At 74.6% G+C, this 20,630-nt stretch carries 20 protein-coding genes and 1 tRNA gene; 15 read left to right on the top strand and 6 right to left on the bottom strand.

The genetic code is table 11. From position 1 onward, the window contains the following. Positions 1–94: 94 nt before the first annotated feature. The 7 genes from ACN267_RS20620 to ACN267_RS20590 all read left to right on the top strand — a co-directional run bounded on the left by ACN267_RS20620 (position 95) and on the right by ACN267_RS20590 (position 5,877). Positions 95–253 (top strand): hypothetical protein, encoded by a 159-nt coding sequence (locus ACN267_RS20620; RefSeq protein WP_165942702.1) that lies wholly within the window; start codon positions 95–97, stop codon positions 251–253. Between the two features lie 6 nt (positions 254–259). After that, complete coding sequence (locus tag ACN267_RS20615) at positions 260–1,126, top strand: PH domain-containing protein (RefSeq protein WP_204961921.1); 867 nt, start codon at positions 260–262, stop codon at positions 1,124–1,126. 103 nt (positions 1,127–1,229) lie between these two features. After that, entirely contained in the window at positions 1,230–2,123 is an 894-nt protein-coding gene (locus tag ACN267_RS20610) for a SigE family RNA polymerase sigma factor (RefSeq protein WP_421489387.1), read from the top strand. Next, positions 2,120–3,370, top strand: coding sequence for a hypothetical protein (locus tag ACN267_RS20605; protein ID WP_421489386.1), 1,251 nt, complete (start codon positions 2,120–2,122; stop codon positions 3,368–3,370). Before ACN267_RS20610 ends, ACN267_RS20605 begins: the two co-directional genes overlap by 4 nt. Positions 3,371–3,393: 23 nt before the next feature. Continuing rightward, the gene (locus tag ACN267_RS20600; protein ID WP_421489385.1) at positions 3,394–4,260 is read left to right on the top strand and encodes a PHP domain-containing protein; all 867 of its coding nucleotides are present in this window, start codon (positions 3,394–3,396) and stop codon (positions 4,258–4,260) included. A 40-nt stretch (positions 4,261–4,300) separates the two neighbouring features. Beyond that, the gene (locus ACN267_RS20595) at positions 4,301–4,915 is read left to right on the top strand and encodes a MarC family protein (RefSeq protein ID WP_204961924.1); all 615 of its coding nucleotides are present in this window, start codon (positions 4,301–4,303) and stop codon (positions 4,913–4,915) included. 125 nt (positions 4,916–5,040) lie between these two features. Beyond that, on the top strand, positions 5,041–5,877 hold the full coding sequence (locus ACN267_RS20590; RefSeq protein WP_421490462.1) for a RecB family exonuclease: 837 nt from the start codon (positions 5,041–5,043) through the stop codon (positions 5,875–5,877). Between the two features lie 36 nt (positions 5,878–5,913). Here ACN267_RS20590 and ACN267_RS20585 read toward each other — a convergent pair whose 3' ends face one another. Next, complete coding sequence (locus ACN267_RS20585; RefSeq protein WP_204961925.1) at positions 5,914–6,768, bottom strand: oxygenase MpaB family protein; 855 nt, start codon at positions 6,766–6,768, stop codon at positions 5,914–5,916. Positions 6,769–6,934: 166 nt separating this feature from the next. On the opposite strand from ACN267_RS20585, the gene ACN267_RS20580 reads away from it, so the two are divergent. Together ACN267_RS20580 and ACN267_RS20575 are read left to right on the top strand one after the other, a co-directional pair. Beyond that, the gene (locus tag ACN267_RS20580; protein ID WP_281900695.1) at positions 6,935–7,417 is read left to right on the top strand and encodes a DUF2231 domain-containing protein; all 483 of its coding nucleotides are present in this window, start codon (positions 6,935–6,937) and stop codon (positions 7,415–7,417) included. Positions 7,418–8,577: 1,160 nt separating this feature from the next. Then, on the top strand, positions 8,578–8,769 hold the full coding sequence (locus ACN267_RS20575; protein WP_372444632.1) for a hypothetical protein: 192 nt from the start codon (positions 8,578–8,580) through the stop codon (positions 8,767–8,769). Between the two features lie 328 nt (positions 8,770–9,097). Here the strand turns inward: ACN267_RS20575 and ACN267_RS20570 are convergent, their stop codons facing one another. The 3 genes from ACN267_RS20570 to ACN267_RS20560 all read right to left on the bottom strand — a co-directional run bounded on the left by ACN267_RS20570 (position 9,098) and on the right by ACN267_RS20560 (position 11,733). Then, complete coding sequence (locus ACN267_RS20570; RefSeq protein ID WP_239486457.1) at positions 9,098–9,355, bottom strand: hypothetical protein; 258 nt, start codon at positions 9,353–9,355, stop codon at positions 9,098–9,100. A 907-nt stretch (positions 9,356–10,262) separates the two neighbouring features. Then, on the bottom strand, positions 10,263–10,658 hold the full coding sequence (locus ACN267_RS20565) for an FmdB family zinc ribbon protein (RefSeq protein ID WP_421489384.1): 396 nt from the start codon (positions 10,656–10,658) through the stop codon (positions 10,263–10,265). Positions 10,659–11,088: 430 nt separating this feature from the next. Beyond that, positions 11,089–11,733: a 5-formyltetrahydrofolate cyclo-ligase gene (locus tag ACN267_RS20560; RefSeq protein WP_421489383.1), complete on the bottom strand. Its 645-nt coding sequence runs from the start codon at positions 11,731–11,733 to the stop codon at positions 11,089–11,091. An 85-nt stretch (positions 11,734–11,818) separates the two neighbouring features. Here ACN267_RS20560 and ACN267_RS20555 point away from each other — a divergent pair, with 85 nt between their 5' ends. The 6 genes from ACN267_RS20555 to ACN267_RS20530 all read left to right on the top strand — a co-directional run bounded on the left by ACN267_RS20555 (position 11,819) and on the right by ACN267_RS20530 (position 18,472). After that, positions 11,819–14,080 (top strand): diguanylate cyclase, encoded by a 2,262-nt coding sequence (locus tag ACN267_RS20555; protein ID WP_281900688.1) that lies wholly within the window; start codon positions 11,819–11,821, stop codon positions 14,078–14,080. Positions 14,081–14,089: 9 nt separating this feature from the next. Further along, positions 14,090–15,091, top strand: coding sequence for a UTP--glucose-1-phosphate uridylyltransferase (locus ACN267_RS20550; RefSeq protein ID WP_204961928.1), 1,002 nt, complete (start codon positions 14,090–14,092; stop codon positions 15,089–15,091). Further along, the gene (gene glp / locus ACN267_RS20545; RefSeq protein WP_204927381.1) at positions 15,088–16,380 is read left to right on the top strand and encodes a gephyrin-like molybdotransferase Glp; all 1,293 of its coding nucleotides are present in this window, start codon (positions 15,088–15,090) and stop codon (positions 16,378–16,380) included. The genes ACN267_RS20550 and glp overlap by 4 nt, the downstream gene beginning before the upstream one ends. 91 nt (positions 16,381–16,471) lie before the next feature. Continuing rightward, on the top strand, positions 16,472–17,074 hold the full coding sequence (locus ACN267_RS20540; protein ID WP_421490461.1) for a GNAT family N-acetyltransferase: 603 nt from the start codon (positions 16,472–16,474) through the stop codon (positions 17,072–17,074). 184 nt (positions 17,075–17,258) lie between these two features. Next, a complete protein-coding gene (locus ACN267_RS20535; RefSeq protein WP_421489382.1) occupies positions 17,259–18,119 on the top strand; it encodes a hypothetical protein in 861 nt (286 codons plus the stop codon). Positions 18,120–18,395: 276 nt separating this feature from the next. Beyond that, a tRNA-Ala gene (locus ACN267_RS20530) sits at positions 18,396–18,472 on the top strand. A 66-nt stretch (positions 18,473–18,538) separates the two neighbouring features. Here the strand turns inward: ACN267_RS20530 and ACN267_RS20525 are convergent. After that, positions 18,539–19,414: a S1 family peptidase gene (locus tag ACN267_RS20525; RefSeq protein ID WP_421489381.1), complete on the bottom strand. Its 876-nt coding sequence runs from the start codon at positions 19,412–19,414 to the stop codon at positions 18,539–18,541. 149 nt (positions 19,415–19,563) lie between these two features. Beyond that, positions 19,564–20,595 (bottom strand): hypothetical protein, encoded by a 1,032-nt coding sequence (locus ACN267_RS20520; protein WP_421489380.1) that lies wholly within the window; start codon positions 20,593–20,595, stop codon positions 19,564–19,566. Positions 20,596–20,630: the final 35 nt, after the last annotated feature.

Raw genomic sequence — 20,630 nt, 5'->3', positions numbered from 1 at the left:
ATGGGACGCAGATATTCACGCTACGGCATCATGCTGATACTCTGGGTGCCGCTGCGGTAAACGGACCCGGCGCCGCGCGAGAGGATGGCCCGCTATGGTCAAGAAGGTCCTCACCTGGGCCGGTATCGCATTCTTGATCTTCTTCGTTGCCTACCGGCCAAACTCGGCAGCGGACGTCTTCAAGTCGCTCGGCGGTGGCATCGTGGACATCGCCCAGGGCTTCGGCGACTTCTTCACGAGCCTCGTCGCCTAACCCCCGATGGGCAGCCCCTCCGGACCCCCGTTCGACCCGGACGATCCCGGCCGGGACCGCCGGGAGCGGGACACCGAGCCGATCCCGAGGTACCGACCCGACGACGGGCCGGCCTACGGGGCCGGGGCGGGACCCACCGGCGGACCGTCCTTCTCGGACGACGCCGGCTACGGCGACGTCCCGGGATTCGGTGGTCAGGGGCGGACCTGGGTCCGCGATCCGGAAGCCGGCTACCAACAGCCGGTCATCTCCGAAGAGGAGCTGGCCGGCCTGCGGTCCGACGCCCAGGGCATGACACCCCGCCGGGTGCTGCCCCTGGAGGACGAGCCCAGTTCCCTGGTCGCCCGCTACCTCTTCCCCACCGAGCGCTACCGGGGCGAGTGGAAGCGGCACTGGATCCACCTCGCCACCCCGATCGTCGTCGGCGTGGCGGCCACCTTCGTTCTCGGCTACCTCTCCGGCTTCCTCGCCGGGCAGGACGTCGGCGCCCTCACCACCATCGCCGTGCTGCTCTGGTTCGCGGTGATGGGCTGGGTGGCGTGGAAGGTCGCCGACTGGTGGTACGACCGGTTCATCCTGACCAACAAGCGGGTCATGGTGGTCAACGGCATCGTCACCCGCAAGGTCGCCATGATGCCGCTGGCCCGGGTCACCGACATGAAGTACGAGCAGACCCCCACCGGCCGCGCCCTCAACTACGGCACCTTCGTGCTGGAGTCCGCCGGCCAGGAGCAGGCGCTGCGGGAGATCAAGAATCTGCCCAACCCGAACGAGCTCTACCTGCGGGTCGTCGAGGAGATGTACGAGCCGCAGGCGGTCGAGGCCCGGCTGGGCAAGGAGGCCGACGAGGCGAAGGCCGACGACGGCGCCTGAACGGTTTCGTCCGTCCGGAGGGCGAACTGCCTCCCTTCCGCCGTCGACCGGACCCGGTCCGGCGTGACAGCCTGCCAGGCAGGACGGGGTGCGGAGGTGAGCGGTGGGCCGGGATCCGCTGGAGGACGAGTTCCGCGACTTCGTCGCGGCGCGCTCCGGTGCCCTGCTGCGTACCGCGTACCTGCTCGCCGGGGACTGGGCCACCGCCGAGGACCTGCTCCAGACCGCGCTGACCAAGACGTACCTGGCCTGGCGGCGGCTGGGCGGGATCGAGGCGGTCGAGCCGTACGCCCGGCGGGTCATGGTCAACACGTCCACGAGCTGGTGGCGGCGTCGGTGGCACGGTGAGCGCCCCACCGAGGTGCTGCCCGAGCGGGCCGGGGTGGACGAGATCGAGCAGCAGCTCGACCGGGACGCCCTCTGGCGGCACCTGCGCAGGTTGCCTGCCCGGCAGCGGGCGGTGCTGGTGCTGCGCTACTACGAGGACCTGTCGGAGGCCCAGACGGCGGCCCTGCTGGAGATCTCCCCGGGCACGGTGAAGAGCCAGACGTCGCGCGCCCTGAACACCCTGCGCCGCCGGCTCGCCGCCGAAGGACTGCCCGACCTCGCCGCCGACCCGACCGGCCGCCCCACCCCGACGGCCCGCCCGGCCACCACCGCCCGGCCCTCCCGCGCCGCCCGTACCCCGTCGTCCGACCGGGCAACCGGCGGCACCCCGACGCCCACGCCGGGCCGGACCTCGGCCGGTGGACGCCGACGCGCCGGCCCGCCGGTGCAGGTGGCGGGGTCGCCCGCCGCGGAGCACGCCGGAGCGTTGCCCGACCGCGCCGGCACGCCGTCCGCCCTGACCCCCGCCGGTGGGCGGCCCACCCGGGCCGGGGCCACCCCGTCGGTAGCGGCACCCGCCGGGACCGGCGACGACCCGGCGACGGCCCGGCCGGTCGGCGCGGGGACCCGACCCGAACCGACCACCGCGCTCGCTGCGGAGAGCCGATGAAACCCTCCTCACCCCGGTCGGACAACCAGACCGGCACCCCCGAGCGTCCATTCGCCGTGACGCACGACGAGCCGCTGGAGCAGGCGCTGCGGGAGACCCTCGCCCAGCGGGTCGCCGTACCGCACCGGCTGCCCGTCGACCCGGCCGGGACGGCGCTCGGGCGGGCCCGTCGGGCGCGACGACGGCGTACGGCCGCCGGACTCGCCCTGGCCGGTGTGGCGACCGCCCTGCTCACCGGGGGGATGACCCAGCTCGCTGGGCAGGCGGGCCGCCCCACCACTCCGGCCGTGGTGCTCGGCGACCCGCGCGGGGTGGCCAGCCTGTCCGCCGGCCCGGTCGCGCCCGCCCCGCCACAGACACCCGCCGACGGCGGGGTCGACCTGATCGTCGCCGGTGCCCTGGTCACCGTCGCCGGGCAGCGGTACGACCTGGGCGTCGGGCCGGTCGAACGCGCGCAACGGCTGCCCGAACACGGCGGCTGGCTGCTGACCGGGGCGGTCACCGCGGCCGGCCGTACCCTCTGGATGGTGCCCGCCGGCGGTGAGTCCCGGGCGTTGCTCGCCGGGGTGGACGAGATCGCCCTGTCACCCGACGGGCGGCAGGTGGCCTGGCGGGACGACGGCCGGCTCTTCGCCGCCGGGATCGTCGCCGGTCAGCTCGTCGCCTTCGTCGCGGGACCGCCCGCCGACGCGGTGCCGGTCCGGTTCGTCGGCGACCGGGTGCTGCTGCGGGCCGGTTCCGCAGGTGGGCACCGGTGGTGGCGGCCGACGCCGGGCGGGTCACCCGGGCCCGTCGCCCCGGACGTCCTCGACGTCTACGGGACCAGACCGGACGGCCGGCTGGTCGCCCGGGTACGCGCCGGGGCCCGGAACTGTCTGGCCGTGCTCGACCCCGACCTCACCCCGGCCACCACCAGGTGCGCGCCGACGCCCGCCGCCGACGGCCGGGGTGTGGTCTCCCCCGACGGGCGTTGGCTGCTGGTCAACGGCCGGCTCGCCGGGGCGGACGGCGCGGTCCTGGTCGACCTGGCCGGCACCGCCCCGCCGTCGCGGACCGTCGGCCCGGTGATCGACGGCGTGGTGACCTGGACGGACACCCGCACGGCGGCGTACGTCGACCGGGACGGTGCACTGGTCCGGCTGCGCCCCGACGAGGCGCTGGCGGGCCAGCCGACCAGCTCGACCCCGGTCGCCGGGGCCGGTGACGGCGTCCGGCCGGTGCTGGTGACCGGTGCCGATCCGGGGTGACCTGCCCGGGTAGCGTCGGGATCATGCCCGCGCGCCCGTTGATCGACCTGCACGCCCACTCCACCGCCAGCGACGGCACGCTGGGCCCGGCCGAACTGGTCCGGGCCGCCGCCGACGCCGGGTTGGACGTGGTGGCGATCACCGACCACGACACCACCGCCGGGTGGGCGGCGGCGGTCGACGCGCTGCCGGCCGGGCTCAGCCTCGTCCGGGGTGCGGAACTGTCCTGTCGCTGGCAGGGTGCCGAGCCGGCGCTCCCGCTGCACCTGCTGGCGTACCTGTTCGACCCGGAACATCCCGAACTGGTCGCCGAGCTGGCCCGGGTACGGCAGGCCCGGGAGGTGCGCGGGGAACGGATCGTCGAGCTGCTGCGCGCCGACGGAATCGACGTCAGCTGGACGCAGATCATGGCCGCCGCCGACGGGGGCACGGTCGGCCGCCCGCACATCGCCGCCGCGCTGATCCGGGCCGGCCTGGTCGCCACCACCACCGAGGCGTTCGGCCCGCAGTGGTTGGGGCAGCGGTACCGGCTGCCCAAGGAGGACACCGACGTGTTCCGGGCCGTCGCCCTGGTCCGGGCGGCCGGCGGCGTGCCGGTGTTCGCCCACCCCCGGGCCAGCCGGCGGGGGCGGATCGCCCCCGACTCGCTGATCGCCGAGCTGGCCGAGGCGGGGCTCGCCGGCCTGGAAGCCGACCACGAGGACCACACCCCCGAAGAGGCGGCGCACGTCCGGCAGCTCGCCGCCGACCTGGGCCTGCTGGTCACCGGCTCGTCGGACTTCCACGGCAGCCACAAGACCGTCCGGCTGGGCGCGCACACCACCGCCGTGGAGGCGTACGAGCGGATCGTCGCGGCGGCCTCCGGAGTGACCGGCGTCGCTTCCGGGTGATCCGCGTTTCGCCTGCCAGCGGCACCGCTACCCTCGTCCGGTGGATCTCAAGCTCTTCGGTGAGGTCTTCGTGACCCTGCTGGTCATCGTCGACCCGCCGGGCATGATGCCGATCTTCCTCGCCCTGACCGGCCCGCTGCCGGCCCGTGACCGTAACCGGGCCGCCTGGCAGGCGGTCGCGTTGGCGCTCGGCGTCATCGTGGTCTTCGCCGTCGCCGGCCAGACCCTCCTCGCCTACCTGCACGTGGACCTGCCGGCGTTGCAGGCGGCCGGTGGCCTGCTGCTGATCCTGGTGGCGCTGGAACTGCTCACCGGCAAGGCCGACGACCCCAGCCAGCAGGTCACCTCCAACATCGCCCTGGTGCCGCTGGGCACCCCGCTGCTGGCCGGTCCCGGCGCGATCGTGGCGACCATGCTCTTCGTGCAGCAGTCGGAGGGCGTCGGGCAGGTCTCGGCGATCGCCGCCGCGATCGTCGCGGTGATGCTGGCGGTCTGGGTGGTGCTGCGGTTCTCCGGCGGGATCGTCAAGATCCTCCGACCGGGCGGCATCGAGGTGCTGACCCGGATCGCCGGCCTCCTGCTGGCGGCCATCGCCGTGCAGCTCATCGCCGACGCGGTGGCCGCCTTCGTCACCCAGTACGTGAACATGAGCTGATCCGCCGTCGTGCCGCCGTCGGGCTGTCGTACCGGGCTGGCAGGATCACGGGGGTGCGACGAGCCTCCTCCGCCGGTACCCCCCGGCCCCGCTCCGGCCAACCCGAGCAACTCGGCTTCGCCGGCATGCCCGAACGGCTCTTCACCTGCACACCCAGCAAGCTCGGCGCGTACGCCGACTGCCCCCGCCGCTACCGCTACGCCTACCTCGACCGGCCCGCCCCGCCGAAGGGCCCGCCGTGGGCGCACAACTCGCTCGGCGCGAGCGTGCACACCGCCCTGAAGAACTGGTATGCGCTGCCTGCCGACCGGCGGCGTCCCGAGGCGCTGCCCGCCCTGCTCAAGGGCACCTGGGTCCGCGAGGGCTACCGCGACGACGAGCAGGAACACGCGGCCTACCAGCGGGCGCTGGGCTGGCTGGAGGGCTACGTCGCGACCCTCGACCCCGGCGACGACCCGCTGGGCGTGGAACGGGTGGTCGCCGTGAAGACGGCGGTGCTGGCCTTCAACGGGCGGGCCGACCGGATCGACTCCCGCCCCGGCCCGGACGGCCCCGAACTGGTCATCGTCGACTACAAGACCGGCCGTACCGGGCTGGACGCCGACGACGCACGCGGCTCGCAGGCACTCGCCCTCTACGCGTACGCCGCCGAGCGGACGTTCCGCCGGCCCTGCCGCCGGGTGGAGCTGCACCACCTGCCGACCGGCACCGTCGCCGGGCACGACCACACCGACGAGTCGCTGGCCCGGCAGCTCAGCCGCGCCGAGGACACCGCCCGGGACATCATGGCCGCCGAGCGGGCGGTCACCGACGGGGCCGACCCGGACGAGGCGTTCCCCGCCGTCGCCGGGCCCCGCTGCGGCTGGTGCGACTACCGGCGTACCTGCCCGGTCGGTGCGCAGACCCCGGGCCGCGAGCCGTGGTCGGCGATCGACCGCCCCGCCGCTCCGGTGGCCGAGTGACCGGCCGTCCGCGTCGTGGCGATCCGACCGGGGTGGTCAGGCGGCGGCGGTGAGGCGGGCGGCACGGGTCTTCGCCGCCTGCTGGATCGGGCTCTCCCGCCAGTTGCGGGGCAGCGCCGCCAGGGCCAGCCGCAACGTCCGGACACTCAGGTCGGCCGACAGCGCGGTGGTGGGCAGCCCCAGCCCGCCGTAGAGCCGCAGCGCCCATGGCGGCAGCAGCCCGAGCGCCGTGCCGGCCACCCCGAAGTACGCCCAGCGTGGCGGCCCCAGACTCAGCCCCAGGCGGGCCGGTCGGCTGAGTTTCCACGGGATCGGCGGGGCGGTCAGGAACAGCGCGGTCTCGGCCGCCTCCTTCGTCATCCGCAGCTCGGGCCGGACCGTCCGGTAGTAGTCGGCCACCTCGGCGGCGCTGCCCGGCACCCCGGCCGGGTCCAGCCCCACCAGCGCGGCGGCCCGCCGCTGCTCGGCGTAGTACCCGTCGACCTCGGCGTCGGTCAGCGACAGGCCGGCCCGGCGGGCGGTGCTGACGAACGACTCGACCTCGGTGACGTGCACCCAGCGCAGCAGGTCCGGCTCGTCGATCCGGAACCGCTCCCCGGTGAACAGGTCGGTGGCGCGCAGCCGGCCGTGCAGGGCCCGCAACCGCCGGCCGGCCCGCTCGGCCTCGGCGGTGGTGCCGTAGACGACCGTGTCGACGTACGTGCCGGTGCGGACCAGCCGCCCCCAGGCGTCCGACCGGTAGTTGCTGTTCTGGGCCACCCCGGCCATCGCCCGTGGGTGCAGGGCCTGGAGGTAGAGGGAACGCAGGCCGGCGACGATCAGGATCGGCTCGTCGTGCACCTTCCAGGTGACCGAACCGGGACCGAAGAGGCCGAGATCGTCGGTGTCCACCCGTCAACAGTGCCACGCCCGGACGGGAACCGCCGGCCGTCGGGACGCTGCCCGGGACGCCACCGGGCGGGATGAACCGGACCGGTCTTCGCCGCGTGTACGCCTGAGGGGCAGGTCGCGACGTACGCTGTCTGCCGCAACCCGCATTCCACGCTCGGAGGTGTCGGTGTTCAAGGAGATCAACGGTCTGCCCGGTCACGTCCTGGTGGTCCACGCCGTGGTGGTGTTCGTGCCACTGCTCGCGCTGCTGGCCAGCGCGTACGGGCTGATGCCCCGCTGGCGGCCCCGCCTCGACTGGGCGGTGGCCATCCTGGCCGTGGTCACCCCGGTCCTCGCCTGGGTGGCGACCGAGTCGGGGGAGGCGTTCGAGGCGGCGCTGCGGGCGAAGGGCTACTCGCCGGAACTGCTCGCCAAGATCCATGAGCATTCCGAGTACGGCGAGACGCTGCAATGGTTCACCATCGGCCTGGCCGTGGCGGCGTTGCTGCTGCTGGCGGTGACCAGCAACCGGGTGCGTACCCCGAACCTGCCCGCCTGGACGACCTGGGCCCTGACCGCGATCACCGTGGTGCTGGCCGTGTTCGCCCTGGTCTACGTCTATCTCACCGGGGACAGCGGTGCCGCCTCGGTGTGGAGCAACACCTTCTGACCGGTGACCCGGGCGGGTCGGGGCCGCGCCGGACGGCGGTGTCGTCGGGCGCCCCGCCGTCCGGCGACGGTCAGAACAGCGCTCGGGAACAGAGCAGGCAGAGCAGCACCAGCAGCACGCCCCCGACCACCGCGCCGACACTCCAGGTGATCCGTTGCGCCTGTTGCTCCGCGGCGTCCATCGCCTCCATGTCCTGCGCCGGCAGGGTGCGGGCCGGGGTCGCCGCCAGGTGTACGGGGGGACGCCAGCCCGGCGGCGGGGGCGTGGTCGGCGGCGGCCCGGCGTAACCAGCCGTGCCCGCCTGCCCCGCGCCCGCCCACCGTGGCCCTGACGCGGGCCTGCCTGCTCCCGGTGCCGGCCTGCTCGGTTCCGGTACCGCTGGGCCCGTCCCCGGCTCGGACGTTCCCGTCCCGGGTCCCGTCCTGGCCGGCGTGTCCGCAGCGGGCTGGACGGGCGGTGGGGCGGGCTGGGCGGGCGGTGGAGCGGACGAGGAAGCCGGAAGACCCGACGCGGACCCGTCGGCCGGGACGGTCCAGGGCGAGGGTTCCACGTCGGTCGTGGTTCCGGACCCGGCTCCTGTTCCCTCTTCCGGGCCGGCTGCGGCTGCGGTGGTTCCCTCCTTCATGCCGGCTCCGGCGTTGCTCACTCCCGTGCCGGCTGCGGAGTCTGGCCTTTCCGCGTCGGCTTCGGCTCCGCTGGATGCCTGCCCGGGACCTGTTGGGGTAGTCCCGTGTGTACCCGACCCGTCGGTGGTGGGCGGGTGTGACCGGGGGGACGGGGCGGGGCCCGTCCGTTCCGTCGTACCCGCGTCGCCCGACGGGGGCGTCGGTCCGGTGGGGGGCTGTGTGGGTGGGCGTCGCCAGTACTCGTCCTCGGGGCTGGCACCGCTGGGCGTCGTCACGCCGTCCGACGCTACCAACGCGGCGACCCGGTCAGGCGGTTCGACCCGGCGGTCTTCGACTGGGGCAACCTGCGGACTGACGGCGGTACGGTCGGCTTCATCCCGGCTCGGGGTGGCCCCACCAGTCTGGCGGCTCATCTCCGGCCTGCGGCCTGACTCGCCGGGGGGTCGGTGTCGGGGTCCGGTCCGCTGCGGTTCGGACGGCTGCCGGACAGGAACCTTCCGGGGTACGTCGGGGTGGAACCGGTGCGGGGTAGTGTTGCCGATCGTGATCCCCGAGGACCCGGCCGGGCATGGTGTGCCCGGCGACGACGACCGTACGGTCGACCTCAGCGACGACTTCGTGGTGCTGCCCGAGCAGACCACCGACGACACCGACTTCGGTTGGGGTGAGCGCCGGGGCGGCAACGACGACTGGTTGCTCGCCGAACGCCCTCCGCACTGGAGCTGACCACCCGGAGCCGCCCCCGGCCGGGCATGATCTTGGCAAGATCCACTGGCCTCCACCCGGTGCGGCGCCCACTGGCGGGGCTGGCGCTGAACGGGGTCACCGGGTGCTGGCCGTCGGCATGGATCCGCAGGGCACCGGGACTTGCCGGACGGGCTACGACGAGGTGCCGAGGGTCGACCGGCGTGCCCGTCGCGGACGCGCTACGGGTGCGCGCTGACGGGCCGGCGGAGCCGGCCAGCGTGATCGTGTCGTCCGCATGGGAGCGTGACCTGGCCTCGTGGACCGACCTGATGCCGGGCGGCACGCCGCAGACCCCCCGGCGGTTGGATCATCTCCGGATGACGACACTGAACCGGCTGCCCTCCGGCTGGCTGACGGAGCGCTGCGCCTGATCGGGCGGGACCGCCAGGTAGAGCGCGGACGAGCCGTCGGCGGCGTCCCCACCCACCACGTCGAGCACCAGCGCGTCGGCTGCCAGCAGGACCGTCTCGCCGGCGTCCCGTCCCGCCGGTAACACGAGCAGGTCGACCCGCGCGCCGGGGCGCAACACCGCGAGGGCGGCCGGCTCGGCCAGGCGTACGGGCACGCCGACGAAGCCGCTCGGCAGTGGCAGTGCAGCCGGAGCGACCCCGTCGACGGATCGATCACGGTTGGCCGGGGACCGGCCGCCATCCTGCCCATGGGGGACGGCGACCCCGTCGGCACCCGTACGCCTGTGGGGCGCGGCGGGGCCGGGTGGGTCCGCGGAGGCAGAACCGTCCGCCCCGCGGTCCGGTGCGGCAGTGCAGCCGATCGCGCTGAATGTCGTGCCCGGGAGGACTACCGAATCGGCAGGCCCCCGCCTGTCGGCAGGTCCCTTCACAACGGCAAGACCCGTCACGCCGGCAGGCATCTCCAGGCCGGTGGGGCCTCGCGTACCGGCAGGTTCCTGCGTACCGGCAGGTCTCTCCAGGCCGGTGGGGCCTCGCGTACCGGCAGGTTCCTGCGTACCGGTGGGGCCGGTCGACCCGGTAGGGCCCTTCGCGTCGTAGATCCCCGCCGCGACCGGGAACCTCATGGTCGGGGAAGCACCGGGGGCGCAGTCCTCCGGAGCGTCCAGGACGATCACCGCCAGCCCCAGCAGAACGGCCACCAGTGCCGCACGCAGCAGGGTCGCCCCACCCGGCCGACGCGGCCAGCGGAACGGTCGTAGCGAGCCGTGACCGTCCGCGCCGCTGGCCGCCATGCTCCACCTCCGCTGTCCACCGGGACGCCGCGGTGGCGTCCCGGCTCAGCAGGTTAGGCGGAAACTGCACACCTCACGAGCCGTCGTCCACAGCCTGTGGACAACGGCTCGCCCTGTGGAAAACCCCACCCCGCCCGCCACCCCGGCCCAGCTCGGTGATCAAGAGCTTTGCGTCAGCTGATCAAGAGGTTTACGTCATCCGTAGAGATCAACTTGACGTAAACCTCGGGTGGCCGGGGGTGGGGGTGGGGGTGGGGGGAGGGAGGGGTTAGGAGGAGGTGCTGGGGGCGGGGGACTTGGTGGGGCTGGGGGAACCGGAGCCGGACGACGGCGAGCCGGAGGCCGAGGACCCGCCCGAGCTGGGCGACGAGCCCGAGCTGGACGAGCCCGAGCTGGACGACGAGCCGGAACCGGAGGAGTCTCCGCCGGACGAGGAGCCCTCCGACTTCGTCGGCTTCGCCGCGCCGCTCTTGCCCTCGCTGCCGGAGGCCCGGGAGTCGGTGCGGTAGAAGCCGGAGCCCTTGAACACGACCCCGACCGAGTTGAAGACCTTGCGCAGCCGCCCCTCGCACGCGGGGCACTCGGTCAGCGGCTCGTCGGAGAACGACTGCACCGCCTCGAGCTGGTGGCCGCACGCGGTGCAGGCGTACTGGTACGTGGGCACGTTCTCCTCCGGATCTGGTACGGCCGGTTGGCACTCGACGTATTCGAGTGCCAATGGTGCGTCATCGGACCCGGGTTCGTCCAGCGGACGTGATCGTCATCCGCCCGCCGGGCGTCCGTGCACCCCGGCCCGCCAGCTGCGGACCACACTCCACCAGTGGCCCCGACATCGGCCCGGGCTCCGACATCGTGCCGGACCACCACATCGACCGGCCCGCAACCGGCCGAAGCCCACGACACCGCCGACCGGCCCGCACCCGGCAGAAGCCCACGACATCGCCGGCCGGCCCGCACCCGGCCGAAGCCCACACATCAGCCGACCCGCACCCGCCGACGCCCCGACATCGAGCCGACCACAGCATCGAGCCCGACCACAGCATGAACCCGACCACAGCATGAACCCGACCACAGCATCGACCCGGACCACGGGGTCAACCCACCACATGATCGACGGGGCCGGGCGGCGGGAGCGTGAGCAACCCGTCCGCCGGGGTGAGCGCGGCGCCCACCGGCCGGTCGTGCGGCTGGCCGGGCAGCTCCGGGAGCAGTTCGCCGTCGTGTAGCAGCGCCACGGTCAGGGTGGTCGCCGGCACCCGGGCCAGGGCCCGGTCGTAGGAGCCGCCGCCCCGACCCAGCCGCAGCCCGCGCCGGTCCACCGCCAGCGCGGGCACCACCACCAGGGAGGCCCCGACGATCGCCGCCCGCCCCCGCCAGGGTCCGTCCGGTTCGCGCATGCCCCGGCCGGCGGCGACCAGGGTGTCCGGTCCGGCGTACGGGGCCCAGTCCAGGTCGAGGTCGTCGCACAGCACCGGCAGCAGCAGTTCCGCCCCGGCCGGCAACGCGGCCCGCAGCACGTCGGGCAGGTCGGGGCCGCCCGGCTCGGAGCCGACCGGCACGTACCCGGTCATCCTGGTCGGCCGCAGCCGGCGTACCAGTGCGGTCAGCTCGGCCTGCACGCGCGCCGCAGCGGCGGCCCGCTGTGCTGCGGTGAGCGCCCGGCGGCGGGCGAGCAGCGCGGTCCGTGTCTCGCGTTTGGCCGCGTGGGCGACGTCCGCTCCATCAGAAAAATCGGGCACGCAACACTCCTGACGCAACGCTGTCAAATCGGTTGCTCTGTGTCAGCATCGCAGGAACGGGCCTGGAACTTCCGGGGGGACAGCGTTGACGCTACGCGGGCGGTTGACGGCGGCCTTCCTCACGGTGGTGCTCGGTCCGGTGCTGCTCGGCGCGGTCTTCGTCGGCAGCACCCTGTCGACGGTGGACCGCAGCCGGTCCACCGAACGCCTCGGCCTGGCCGCGTCCGCCGTGCGTACCTCGATCGACGCGCTCTGCCAGCAGTTGCGGGCCGCCGCCGACGCGGTGGCCCTGCGCCCCGACCCGGCGACCCGGGCGGGCGCGGCCGGTCAGGTGGTCAGCCGAGGGCTGGCCGCCGCCGTGCTGGTCACCGACGTGGCCGGCGGCACCACGTACGCCACCCCTGGCGGGCCGGCGACCCCCTGGCGGGACTGTACGGGGACGGCCCGGACCGGCGGGCCGGTGCGGGCGCTGAGCGCCCGGGTGGACCTGCGGGACCCGGCTGGCGCGCCGCTCGGCGCGGTGGCCGCCGCCGAGATCGTCGATCCGGCGTTCGTGGCCCGGCTGGCCGCCGCGACCGGCGTCGCGGTCACCCTGCTCGACGACGCCGACGGCCCCGACCGGATCACCCACACCACCGAGACCCGGCGGGTACGCGGGGAGGTGCTCGCCGCCGCCGGCGGCCTCGACGGCGACCGGGTCACGACGACCCCCGACGGCCGGTACGTGCGGCGGCTCGGGCCGGCCCCCGGGCAGCCGTTGCCGCTGCTGCTCTCGGTCGCCGGTGAACGGCCGTCGGGTCTGCCGGCGGCGCTGGTCGGGGCGGTGCTGCTGGCCGCCGTGCTGGCCGTGCTGACCGCGTGGCGGCTGGCCCGGGTCACCACCCGGCCGCTGGTGGAACTGGCCGGGGCGGTGGACCGGGTGGCCCGGGGCGACCTGACCGCCCGGGTGCCGGTGCGCAGCCGGGACGAGATCGGCCGGCTCGCCGCCGCGTTCAACCGGATGATCCGGGAGACCGCCGGGTACGTGGCCGCGCTGACCAGCAGCCGGGACCAGCTGCGCGGGCACCTCGGGGTGCTCGGGGACACCCTGGCCAGCACCCACGACCTGCAACGCATCCTGCGGGTGATCCTGCACAGCGCCATCGCGGCGACCGGGGCGCGGGCCGGGGCGGTGCTGCTGCGCGACGACGCCGCGACGCTGGTCGGGCGGTGCGCCGAGGGGCTGGCGGGGCGCTGCCCGGCGGGCACCGAGCCGGAGGAGTTGCGGGTGCCGGTGGGCGCGGGGGTGGTCGGCGCGGTCGCCGCCACCGGGGAACCGCAGCGCGGCCGGGTGCCGCCCGGGTCGACGCCGCCCGGCGAACCGTGGTGCGAGACGTACGTGGCGGTGCCGTTCACCGCGCCCGGCGGGGACGTCACCGGTCGGGAGCCTGCGGGCGGCGTGCTGGTCCTCTACGACCGGCTGGGCGGCGACGAGTTCGACGACGACGACCTGGCCACCCTGCGTACCTTCGCCGGGCACGCGGCGGTGGCGGTGGAGAACGTCCGGGTGCACGAGGAGGCGCAGCGGCTGTCGTTGACCGACCCGTTGACCGGGCTGTGGAACTACCGCTATCTGCGCGAGTCGCTGCGTCGGGAGGTGGAACGGGCCAGCCGGTTCGGTCGGATGCTCAGCATCCTCGTCCTCGACCTGGACCGCTTCAAGGCCGTCAACGACGGTTACGGGCACGCCGCCGGGGACGCGGTGCTCGCCGAGTTCGCCCGTCGGGTGCGCGGCGAGATCCGCGAGGTGGACCTCGCCTTCCGGCAGGGCGGTGAGGAGTTCGTGGTGCTGCTGCCGGAGACCGACGCCCGGGGCGCGGCGACCGTGGCCGAGCGGTTGGGTGCGGCGGTGCGGGAAACCCCGGTCGTGGTGGTCGGTCACGCGGGGGTCCCGACGACGATCGCGGTGTCGGTCTCCATCGGCATCGCCGTCTATCCCGATCACGCCAGCACCGGCGCGGAGGTGCTGGACGCCGCCGACGAGGCGTTGTACGCGGCCAAGGGTGCCGGCCGGGACGGCTACCGGGTGGCGACCGCCCGGCCCCGCCCGACGCCGGCAGCTGACGGCGCGGTCGGGGAGATCGCCGTGCCGGCGGGGGCGACCAGCCCGGACGACGGCCTGCCCCGCGCCGGGCCGCCCCCCGCCGACCGGCCACCTATCCGTCGGCCGCCCCCCGACCGGGGTTCCGTCGACGACCTGCCGGCCGACGGGTCGGCCGGTCGGCACGCCGTCGGCGCTCCCGGTGTGACGCAGCCGGGCGGCGCGTCTTCCGGTCCTCACCCGCCGCGGCAGAGCCGTGGCCGATAGTCTCGCGGCATGTCGGAGCACTCAGCGAACCCCTCAGCGACCGCCGCGACCGGTCGCGCCCGCGCGGTCAAGGCTGTCATCCCGGCCGCCGGCCTGGCCACCCGGTTCCTGCCGGCCACGAAGGCGGTGCCCAAGGAGCTGCTACCGGTGATCGACCGACCGGTGCTCCAGTACATCGTCGAGGAGGCCGCACAGGCCGGCATCGGTGACGTGCTGCTGATCACCGGGCGGGGCAAGACGTCGATGGTGGACCACTTCGACCGTCGCCCCGATCTGGAGGCCCGGCTGGAGGCCAAGGGCGACGCCGAGCGGCTGGCCGCGGTCAAGCGTCCCAGCGAGCTGGCCGAGATCTACACCTGCCGCCAGCCGGAGCAGCTCGGCCTGGGCCACGCCGTCGGGTACGCCGAGTCGCACGTGGGCGACCAGCCCTTCGCGGTGCTCCTCGGCGACGAGTTCGTCAAGCCGTCCGAGCCGCTGCTGCCGGCCATGTTGGAGCTCCAGGCCCGCACCGGTGGGGTGGTGCTGGCGTTCTTCGAGGTCGACCCGGCCGAGACCAAGCGGTACGGCATCGCCTCGGTCGAGCCGGCCGAGGCGGAGCTGACCGACATCGGCGAGGTCGTGAAGGTCACCGGCATGGTGGAGAAGCCCCAACCGGAGGACGCCCCGAGCAACCTGGCGGTCCTCGGCCGGTACGTGCTGCCGGGGCGGATCTTCGACGCGATCCGGCGTACCGAACCGGGCAGCGGCGGGGAGATCCAGCTGACCGACGCGATGGAGCTGCTGCGTAGCGAGGGGGTGCCGGTGCACGCGATCGTCTACCGGGGCACCCGCTACGACACCGGCATGCCGCTGGGCTACCTCCAGACAGTCGTGCAGATCGCCGCCGAGCGGGAGGACCTCGGCACCGAGTTCCGCGCCTGGCTGACCGAGTTCGTCAACAACGGCGACGAGACGGTCACGGCGGCGATCCTCAACGGGGTACGCGACGCGGCGGGCGGCTCCGGTACATGACCTCGACGGCCGACGCCGAGGCGGCCGCGAACGAGTTGACGCCGCTCGCCGACTACCTGGGCAGCGTGCTGCGCAGGTTGCGCGCGCTGCCCCCGCTCGACCTCGACCTCACCCAGGCGTACGGCAACGTCCTCGCCTCCGACGTCGTCGCCCCGCACTCGTTCCCCGCCTTCGACCAGGCGGCGGTGGACGGGTACGCCGCGCGTTGGGAGGACCTCGTCGGGTACGGCCCGGTCCCCACGCAGGGGCCGGGCCGTCCGGTACGGCTCAACGTGGTCGGTGACCTGGGGGCGGCGAGCTGGCGGCCGGTCCGGCTCACCCCCGGCTCGTGCTTCTCGGTGGCCGCCGGTGCGCCGATGCCGATCGCCGCCGACGTGGTGGTGCCGGTGGAGTGGACCGACCAGGGCATGGCCGCGGTGGAGATCTTCCGCACCCCCAAGCGGGGGTACGGTGTCCGCCGCGCCGGTGAGGAACTGCCCGCCGGCACCGTCCTCGCCCGGGCCGGCACGTACGTCGCCCCGGCGCTGGTGGCCGTGTTCGCCGCCACCGGCATCGGGCACGTGGTGGTGCGGCCCAGCCCCCGGGTGGTCATCGTGGCCACCGGTGACGAACTGGTCGACGTCGGCCGGGGCAGCCAGCCCGGTCAGGTGGTGGACGCCAACTCGCACGCGTTGACCGCGGCCGCCGCCGAGGTGGGCGCGCTGGCGTACCGGGTGGGGATCTGCGACGACGACCCGGAGGGGCTGCGTGGGCTGCTGGAGGACCAGACCCTGCGGGCCGATCTGATCATCACCACCGGCGGCACCGGCACCGGCCCCGGCGACATGGTCCGGCGGATCCTGTCGCGCCGGGAGGGCGGCCGGGCCGGGCCGGTGACGTTCACCGATGTGGCGCTGTACCCCGGCACGGCCCTCGGGTTCGGTACCGTCGGCGCCGAGGAGGTGCCGGTGGTGTGTCTTCCCGGTGAGCCCGGTGCGGCGTTGATCGGTTTCGAGGTGCTGGCCCGGCCGGCGATCCAGCTGCTGGCCGGTGCGGAGCCGGTGTTCCGGCCGAGCGTGCGGGCGCACCTGCTGGAGACCATCTCGTCGCCCGGCGGGCTGCGGGAGTTCCGGCCCGCACACGTGGCCGAGCGGCGCGGCGGGGGCTACACGGTGCAGCCGCTCAGCGGTGGGCCGTACACCCTGTCTGGGCTGGCCGAGGCGAACGGCCTGATGGTGCTCGGTGAGCGGGTGACCACCGCGGCGGCCGGCTCCACCGTGGACGTGCTGCTGCTGGACCGGCGGCGGTGAGCCGGTCCGGGCGTGCCGACGCCCCGGGCGTGGACGGGAGGTCGGCGCGGTGAGCTGGTTCGGGCGGGCACCGGGGTGGCCGGTGGTGCTGATGGACGGTCCGGTGGTGCTGCGGCCGTACCGCCGTTCCGACGCCGGCGCCTGGTCGTCGGTGCGTCGGGCGAACCGGGCCTGGCTGGCGCCCTGGGAATCGCACCTGCCCGGTAGTTGGGACGAGACGAACTCCCCTGCCGCGTTCCGCTACGTGCACGCCGACCAACGGCGCTCGGCGCGTACCGGTGAGGGGATGCCGTTCGCGGTCTGCCTGCGTGAGGACGGCCAGGAGCGGCTGGTGGGACACCTGAACGTGGGCAGTATCGTCCGGCGGGCGTTCTGCTCCGGGTACGTCGGCTACTGGGTGGACTCCCGGGTGGCCGGGCGCGGGGTGATCCCCACCGCGATGGCGCTCGCCGTCGACCACGCGTTCGGCCCGGGTGGGCTGCACCGGGTCGAGGTGAACATCAGGCCGGAGAACAAGCCGTCCCGGCGGGTGGTGGAGAAGCTGGGCTTCCGCGAGGAGGCGTACCACGTGCGCTACATGCACATCGACGGGGCCTGGCGGGACCACATCGGATACGCGATGACCAGCGAGGAGGTGGCCGCCGAGGGCGGCCTGCTGGCCCGCTGGCACCGGATGCGTCACGAGGCCGGATGAGTCGTCCCACGCGTGGGATGCGGCGCGGCGTGTCGGCATCCCGGTCGGTGGCCCGTAACCTCAAGTAACTGCAAGCTGTGGCAAGCGCTGCTCGGCTGCAGGATCTGCGCCCAGGGCGAGATTTCGGGGAAGATCCTGCTGCCGACCGGCGGGTGCCCCGAATTCGGTGACGGGAGGGGTGAGGGTGCCGACCTCGGTGCTCCTCGCCGTCCTCGCCGCCGCCGGTCTGCTCGCCCTCGCGCCGGCCCTGGTCCGTCGGTACGACGCCACCGAGCGGCTGGTGGCGGAGCGGGCGCAGTCGACGGCGCGGGTGCTCCAGCGCCGCCGGCGACGTCGTACTGTCCCCGGGAGGCGGCCGGTCAACCAGCCCCGGGCGCTCGTGGTCACCTTGGCCGAGGACGCCGCCACCGGGAGTCTGGCGGTCCCGGTCTCCGCGCCCCCGGCCCTCGGCCGCCGGGCTGCGCCGTCGGCCACCGCCCGTGGTGTCGCCCAGCCGGCTACCGCCCGTGGTGTCGCCCAGCCGGCTACCGCTCGCCGTTCCGGCCGGCTGCGGGCCGTGCCGCCCGCCCCCCGGCAGGCCCGCCGCCGCCCGCCCCGGCACCACACCCCGGCCGTCTACCGGCGGCGTCGGGTGCTCGCCGCGCTGCTACTGCTCAACTTCGTCGAGCTGGTGGGCGTGATCGTGGTCAGCCCCGGTTTCTGGATCAGCTTCTCGGTCACCGCCGGCCTGCTCGCAGTGTACGTCGTACACCTGCGGCGGCGGGCGCTGGCCGAGCGGCGTCGGCGGCGGCTGCGCGCCCGGGAGGCCGCCTGGCTGGCCGCCCGGCAGGCCGAGGTACGCCGGGAGCAGGCCCGTCGGGCGGCGGCCCGCCGGGAGGCGCAGCGCCGCCTGGCCGCGCAACGCGAGGCGGTACGCCGTACCGCGATGGGCCTGGACCGGCCGACCGACCTGCCGGCGGCGGCCAGCGGGGGCGGCTCGGTGTCCTACCGCCGCTCCGGCGGCCTGCGCGGCCGCCCCTACCAGTCCGGCCGGGATTCCCGCTGACCTCGCCCCCGGGCTGACCGTCCCGGTGATCGGCCCGCCCGGGCGGGTGTCCGGGTGATCGGTCCGCCCGTCGGGGTATCCCGATGATCGACTCGCGTGGCCGGAACGGTGGTGTCCGGGCGGTCGGATGCCGCTAGCTGGGCGCACGGGCGCGGGTGGCACCTCGGGCCCGCCCGGCGGGAGGGGTGATTCGCCCGGCGGGCGGGTGGGCTGTTAGTCTTGGCGCCGGCCCGCCCGGTGAAAGCCGGGTGGGACCGAAGCCGGTCCACCGGCGGAGGGGCTGTGGCGCAGTCCGGTAGCGCACCTCGTTCGCATCGAGGGGGTCAGGGGTTCGAATCCCCTCAGCTCCACCAGCAAGTTCATGATCCAGGGCGGGTCTCCCGGCGGGAGACCCGCCCTGGATCATTTCTTGGGGTCGCTCAGGGGAGGGTGACGCCGTAGGCGGCGAGGATCTCGGCGACCGGCTGGTAGTAGGTGCTGCCACCGCTGGTGCAGTTGCCGCTGCCACCGGAGAGGATGCCGATGATCACCCCGGTCGCGGCGACGTAGAGCGGGCCGCCGCTGTCGCCCGGTTCGGCGCAGATGTTGGTGCGGATCAGCCCGGTGACGCTGCCCTCGGCGTAGTTGACCGTCTGGTTGAGGGCGGTCACGGTGCCGCACCGTACGCCGGTGGTGGACCCGCTGCGGCACACCGCCTGCCCGACGTACGCGGTGCCGACGGCGTTGACGGTGAGCAGGCCGGGGTAGGTGTAGACGGCACTCGGGTGGCTGACCCTGCCGGTGTAGCGGACCAGGCCGTAGTCGTTGACCGGGAAGCTGCTGCCGGTACGGGTGCCCAGTACGGCCGTCTGACCGCTGTCGGCGTACCAGGTGGTCGCGGCGGCGGTGCAGTGGCCGGCGGTGAGGAAGTACCAGGTGCTGCCGCTGTGCACGTTCGCGCCGAGTGAGCACCGGGCGCCGCCACCGTAGATGCCCTGCCCACCGGCGATGAGGATGCGCAGCCGGCCGGGTTCGCGGCGTAGGTCGGCGTCGGCCCGCGCGGTGAGGTCGCGCAGCACGCGTAGCTGCTCCGGTGTGACGGTGTCGTCGACGGTGAGCGTCGGCCGTCCGGTCGTCGGGTCCGGACCCCAGGCGGTGCCGACCGTCCGTACCTGTGCCAGCTCCGCCGCAGCCGTCGGGCCGCCGAGGTCCGCCCGGGTGGCGGCGGGCCGGTCGACGTCGGGGTGCGCGGCGGCCGGGGTCGCCGGCAACAGGGTGACGGTCAGGGCCAGGGCGACGAGCGAGAGACGACGCATCCCCCACCTCCAAATCGATCGCTGATGGTCGATGCGTCAAGCATCCGCCGGTGCCGGACCCGATTCAAGGCACGGCAGCGATCCCGACCCCGCGCGACGCGAACGGGCCGGCCCCCGGTGGGGGGACCGGCCCGTCGGCGGATCGGCGATCAGGGCTTCCAGGAGCCGGCCGCCTTGAACTTGTGCTGGTACTCGACCACGCCGTTCTTGTCGGCCACGTCGAACACCACCGAGCCGGAACGCTTGCTGCCGGCCGGGATGCCGCTGCCCGAGTCGAGCAGGTCCCCACCGCAGCCGGAGAACGCGCCGGCCAGGCCGTTCACCGTGGTCCCGTCGTCGGCCACCCACTGGAAGTAGAACGGGTTGATCGACGAGGTGCCCTTGGTCACCGTGGCGGTGACGTCGGCGATCAGGTAGAAGCCCTTGTTCGGCGGCGGCGCGTACGAGCGGCAGCCCTTGGTCGAGGTGCTGAAGCTCCGGACGGTGATCTCGATGGTGCCGTCGTTGTCGCTGATCACCAGCGTCTGACCGGCCTTGAGGTTGAACGACTCGTCGGTGGACGACGGCGCCGCCGACGACGGCGGGTCACCGGGCAGCCCCGGTGCCGCCGTGACGCCGGGGGTGGGCGGCGAGGGATCGAACTCCCCGGCTGCCTCGTCGGCCTTGTCGCCGCCGGCGACCGCCAGGGCGATGATGCCGCCGCAGCAGAGCAACACCACCAGGGCGACCACGAGGCCGACGACGATCCAGACGTTCTTGTTCGACGAACCGGCCGGCTTCGCCGGACCCAGCGGGTAGCCGGGCCCGCCGGGCGGCGGCGGATAACCCCCACCGGGCGGCGGATAGCCCCCACCGGGCGGCGGCGGATAACCCCCGGCGGGCGGTGGGTACCCGCCACCGGGCGGCGGCGGATAGCCCCCACCGGACACCGGCGGGTAGCCCGCGCCCGACACCGGCGGATAGCCGGCACCGGAGACCGGCGGGGTGCCCCCGGGCTCGTACGACGGCTGCGGTGCCCCCGACACCGGCGGCGGCGCGTACGGCGACGGCGGGGCGTACGGGTCGGAGTAGGGCGGCTCGGGGACCGGGGGCGGTGGGGCGGTCGGGTCGACCGGGTAGTACTGCCCGGGGGGCTGCTGGTGCGGGTCCTGCGGCCCGTAGGGGGGCTGGGGCTGGTTCACCGTACTCCTCGTTCGACGGTCGGCACTCGGGGAAG

Origin of the sequence: Micromonospora sp. WMMD734 (assembly GCF_049178975.1) — a bacterium.
GTDB classification, from domain to species: Bacteria; Actinomycetota; Actinomycetes; order Mycobacteriales; family Micromonosporaceae; genus Micromonospora; species Micromonospora wenchangensis.
The sequence above is the reverse complement of the archived record's forward strand: the minus strand, read 5'-3'. Positions and strand labels throughout refer to the sequence as shown.

What these genes read in the sequence shown, in the direction of transcription:
- ACN267_RS20620 (WP_165942702.1), top strand. Translation starts at nt 95, where the DNA reads ATGGTCAAGAAGGTCCTCACCTGGGCCGGTATCGCATTCTTGATCTTC.
- ACN267_RS20615 (WP_204961921.1), top strand. Translation starts at nt 260, where the DNA reads ATGGGCAGCCCCTCCGGACCCCCGTTCGACCCGGACGATCCCGGCCGG.
- ACN267_RS20605 (WP_421489386.1), top strand. Translation starts at nt 2,120, where the DNA reads ATGAAACCCTCCTCACCCCGGTCGGACAACCAGACCGGCACCCCCGAG.
- ACN267_RS20600 (WP_421489385.1), top strand. Translation starts at nt 3,394, where the DNA reads ATGCCCGCGCGCCCGTTGATCGACCTGCACGCCCACTCCACCGCCAGC.
- ACN267_RS20590 (WP_421490462.1), top strand. Translation starts at nt 5,041, where the DNA reads ATGCCCGAACGGCTCTTCACCTGCACACCCAGCAAGCTCGGCGCGTAC.
- ACN267_RS20550 (WP_204961928.1), top strand. Translation starts at nt 14,090, where the DNA reads ATGTCGGAGCACTCAGCGAACCCCTCAGCGACCGCCGCGACCGGTCGC.
- glp (WP_204927381.1), top strand. Translation starts at nt 15,088, where the DNA reads ATGACCTCGACGGCCGACGCCGAGGCGGCCGCGAACGAGTTGACGCCG.
- ACN267_RS20540 (WP_421490461.1), top strand. Translation starts at nt 16,472, where the DNA reads ATGGACGGTCCGGTGGTGCTGCGGCCGTACCGCCGTTCCGACGCCGGC.
- ACN267_RS20525 (WP_421489381.1), bottom strand. Translation starts at nt 19,414, where the DNA reads ATGCGTCGTCTCTCGCTCGTCGCCCTGGCCCTGACCGTCACCCTGTTG.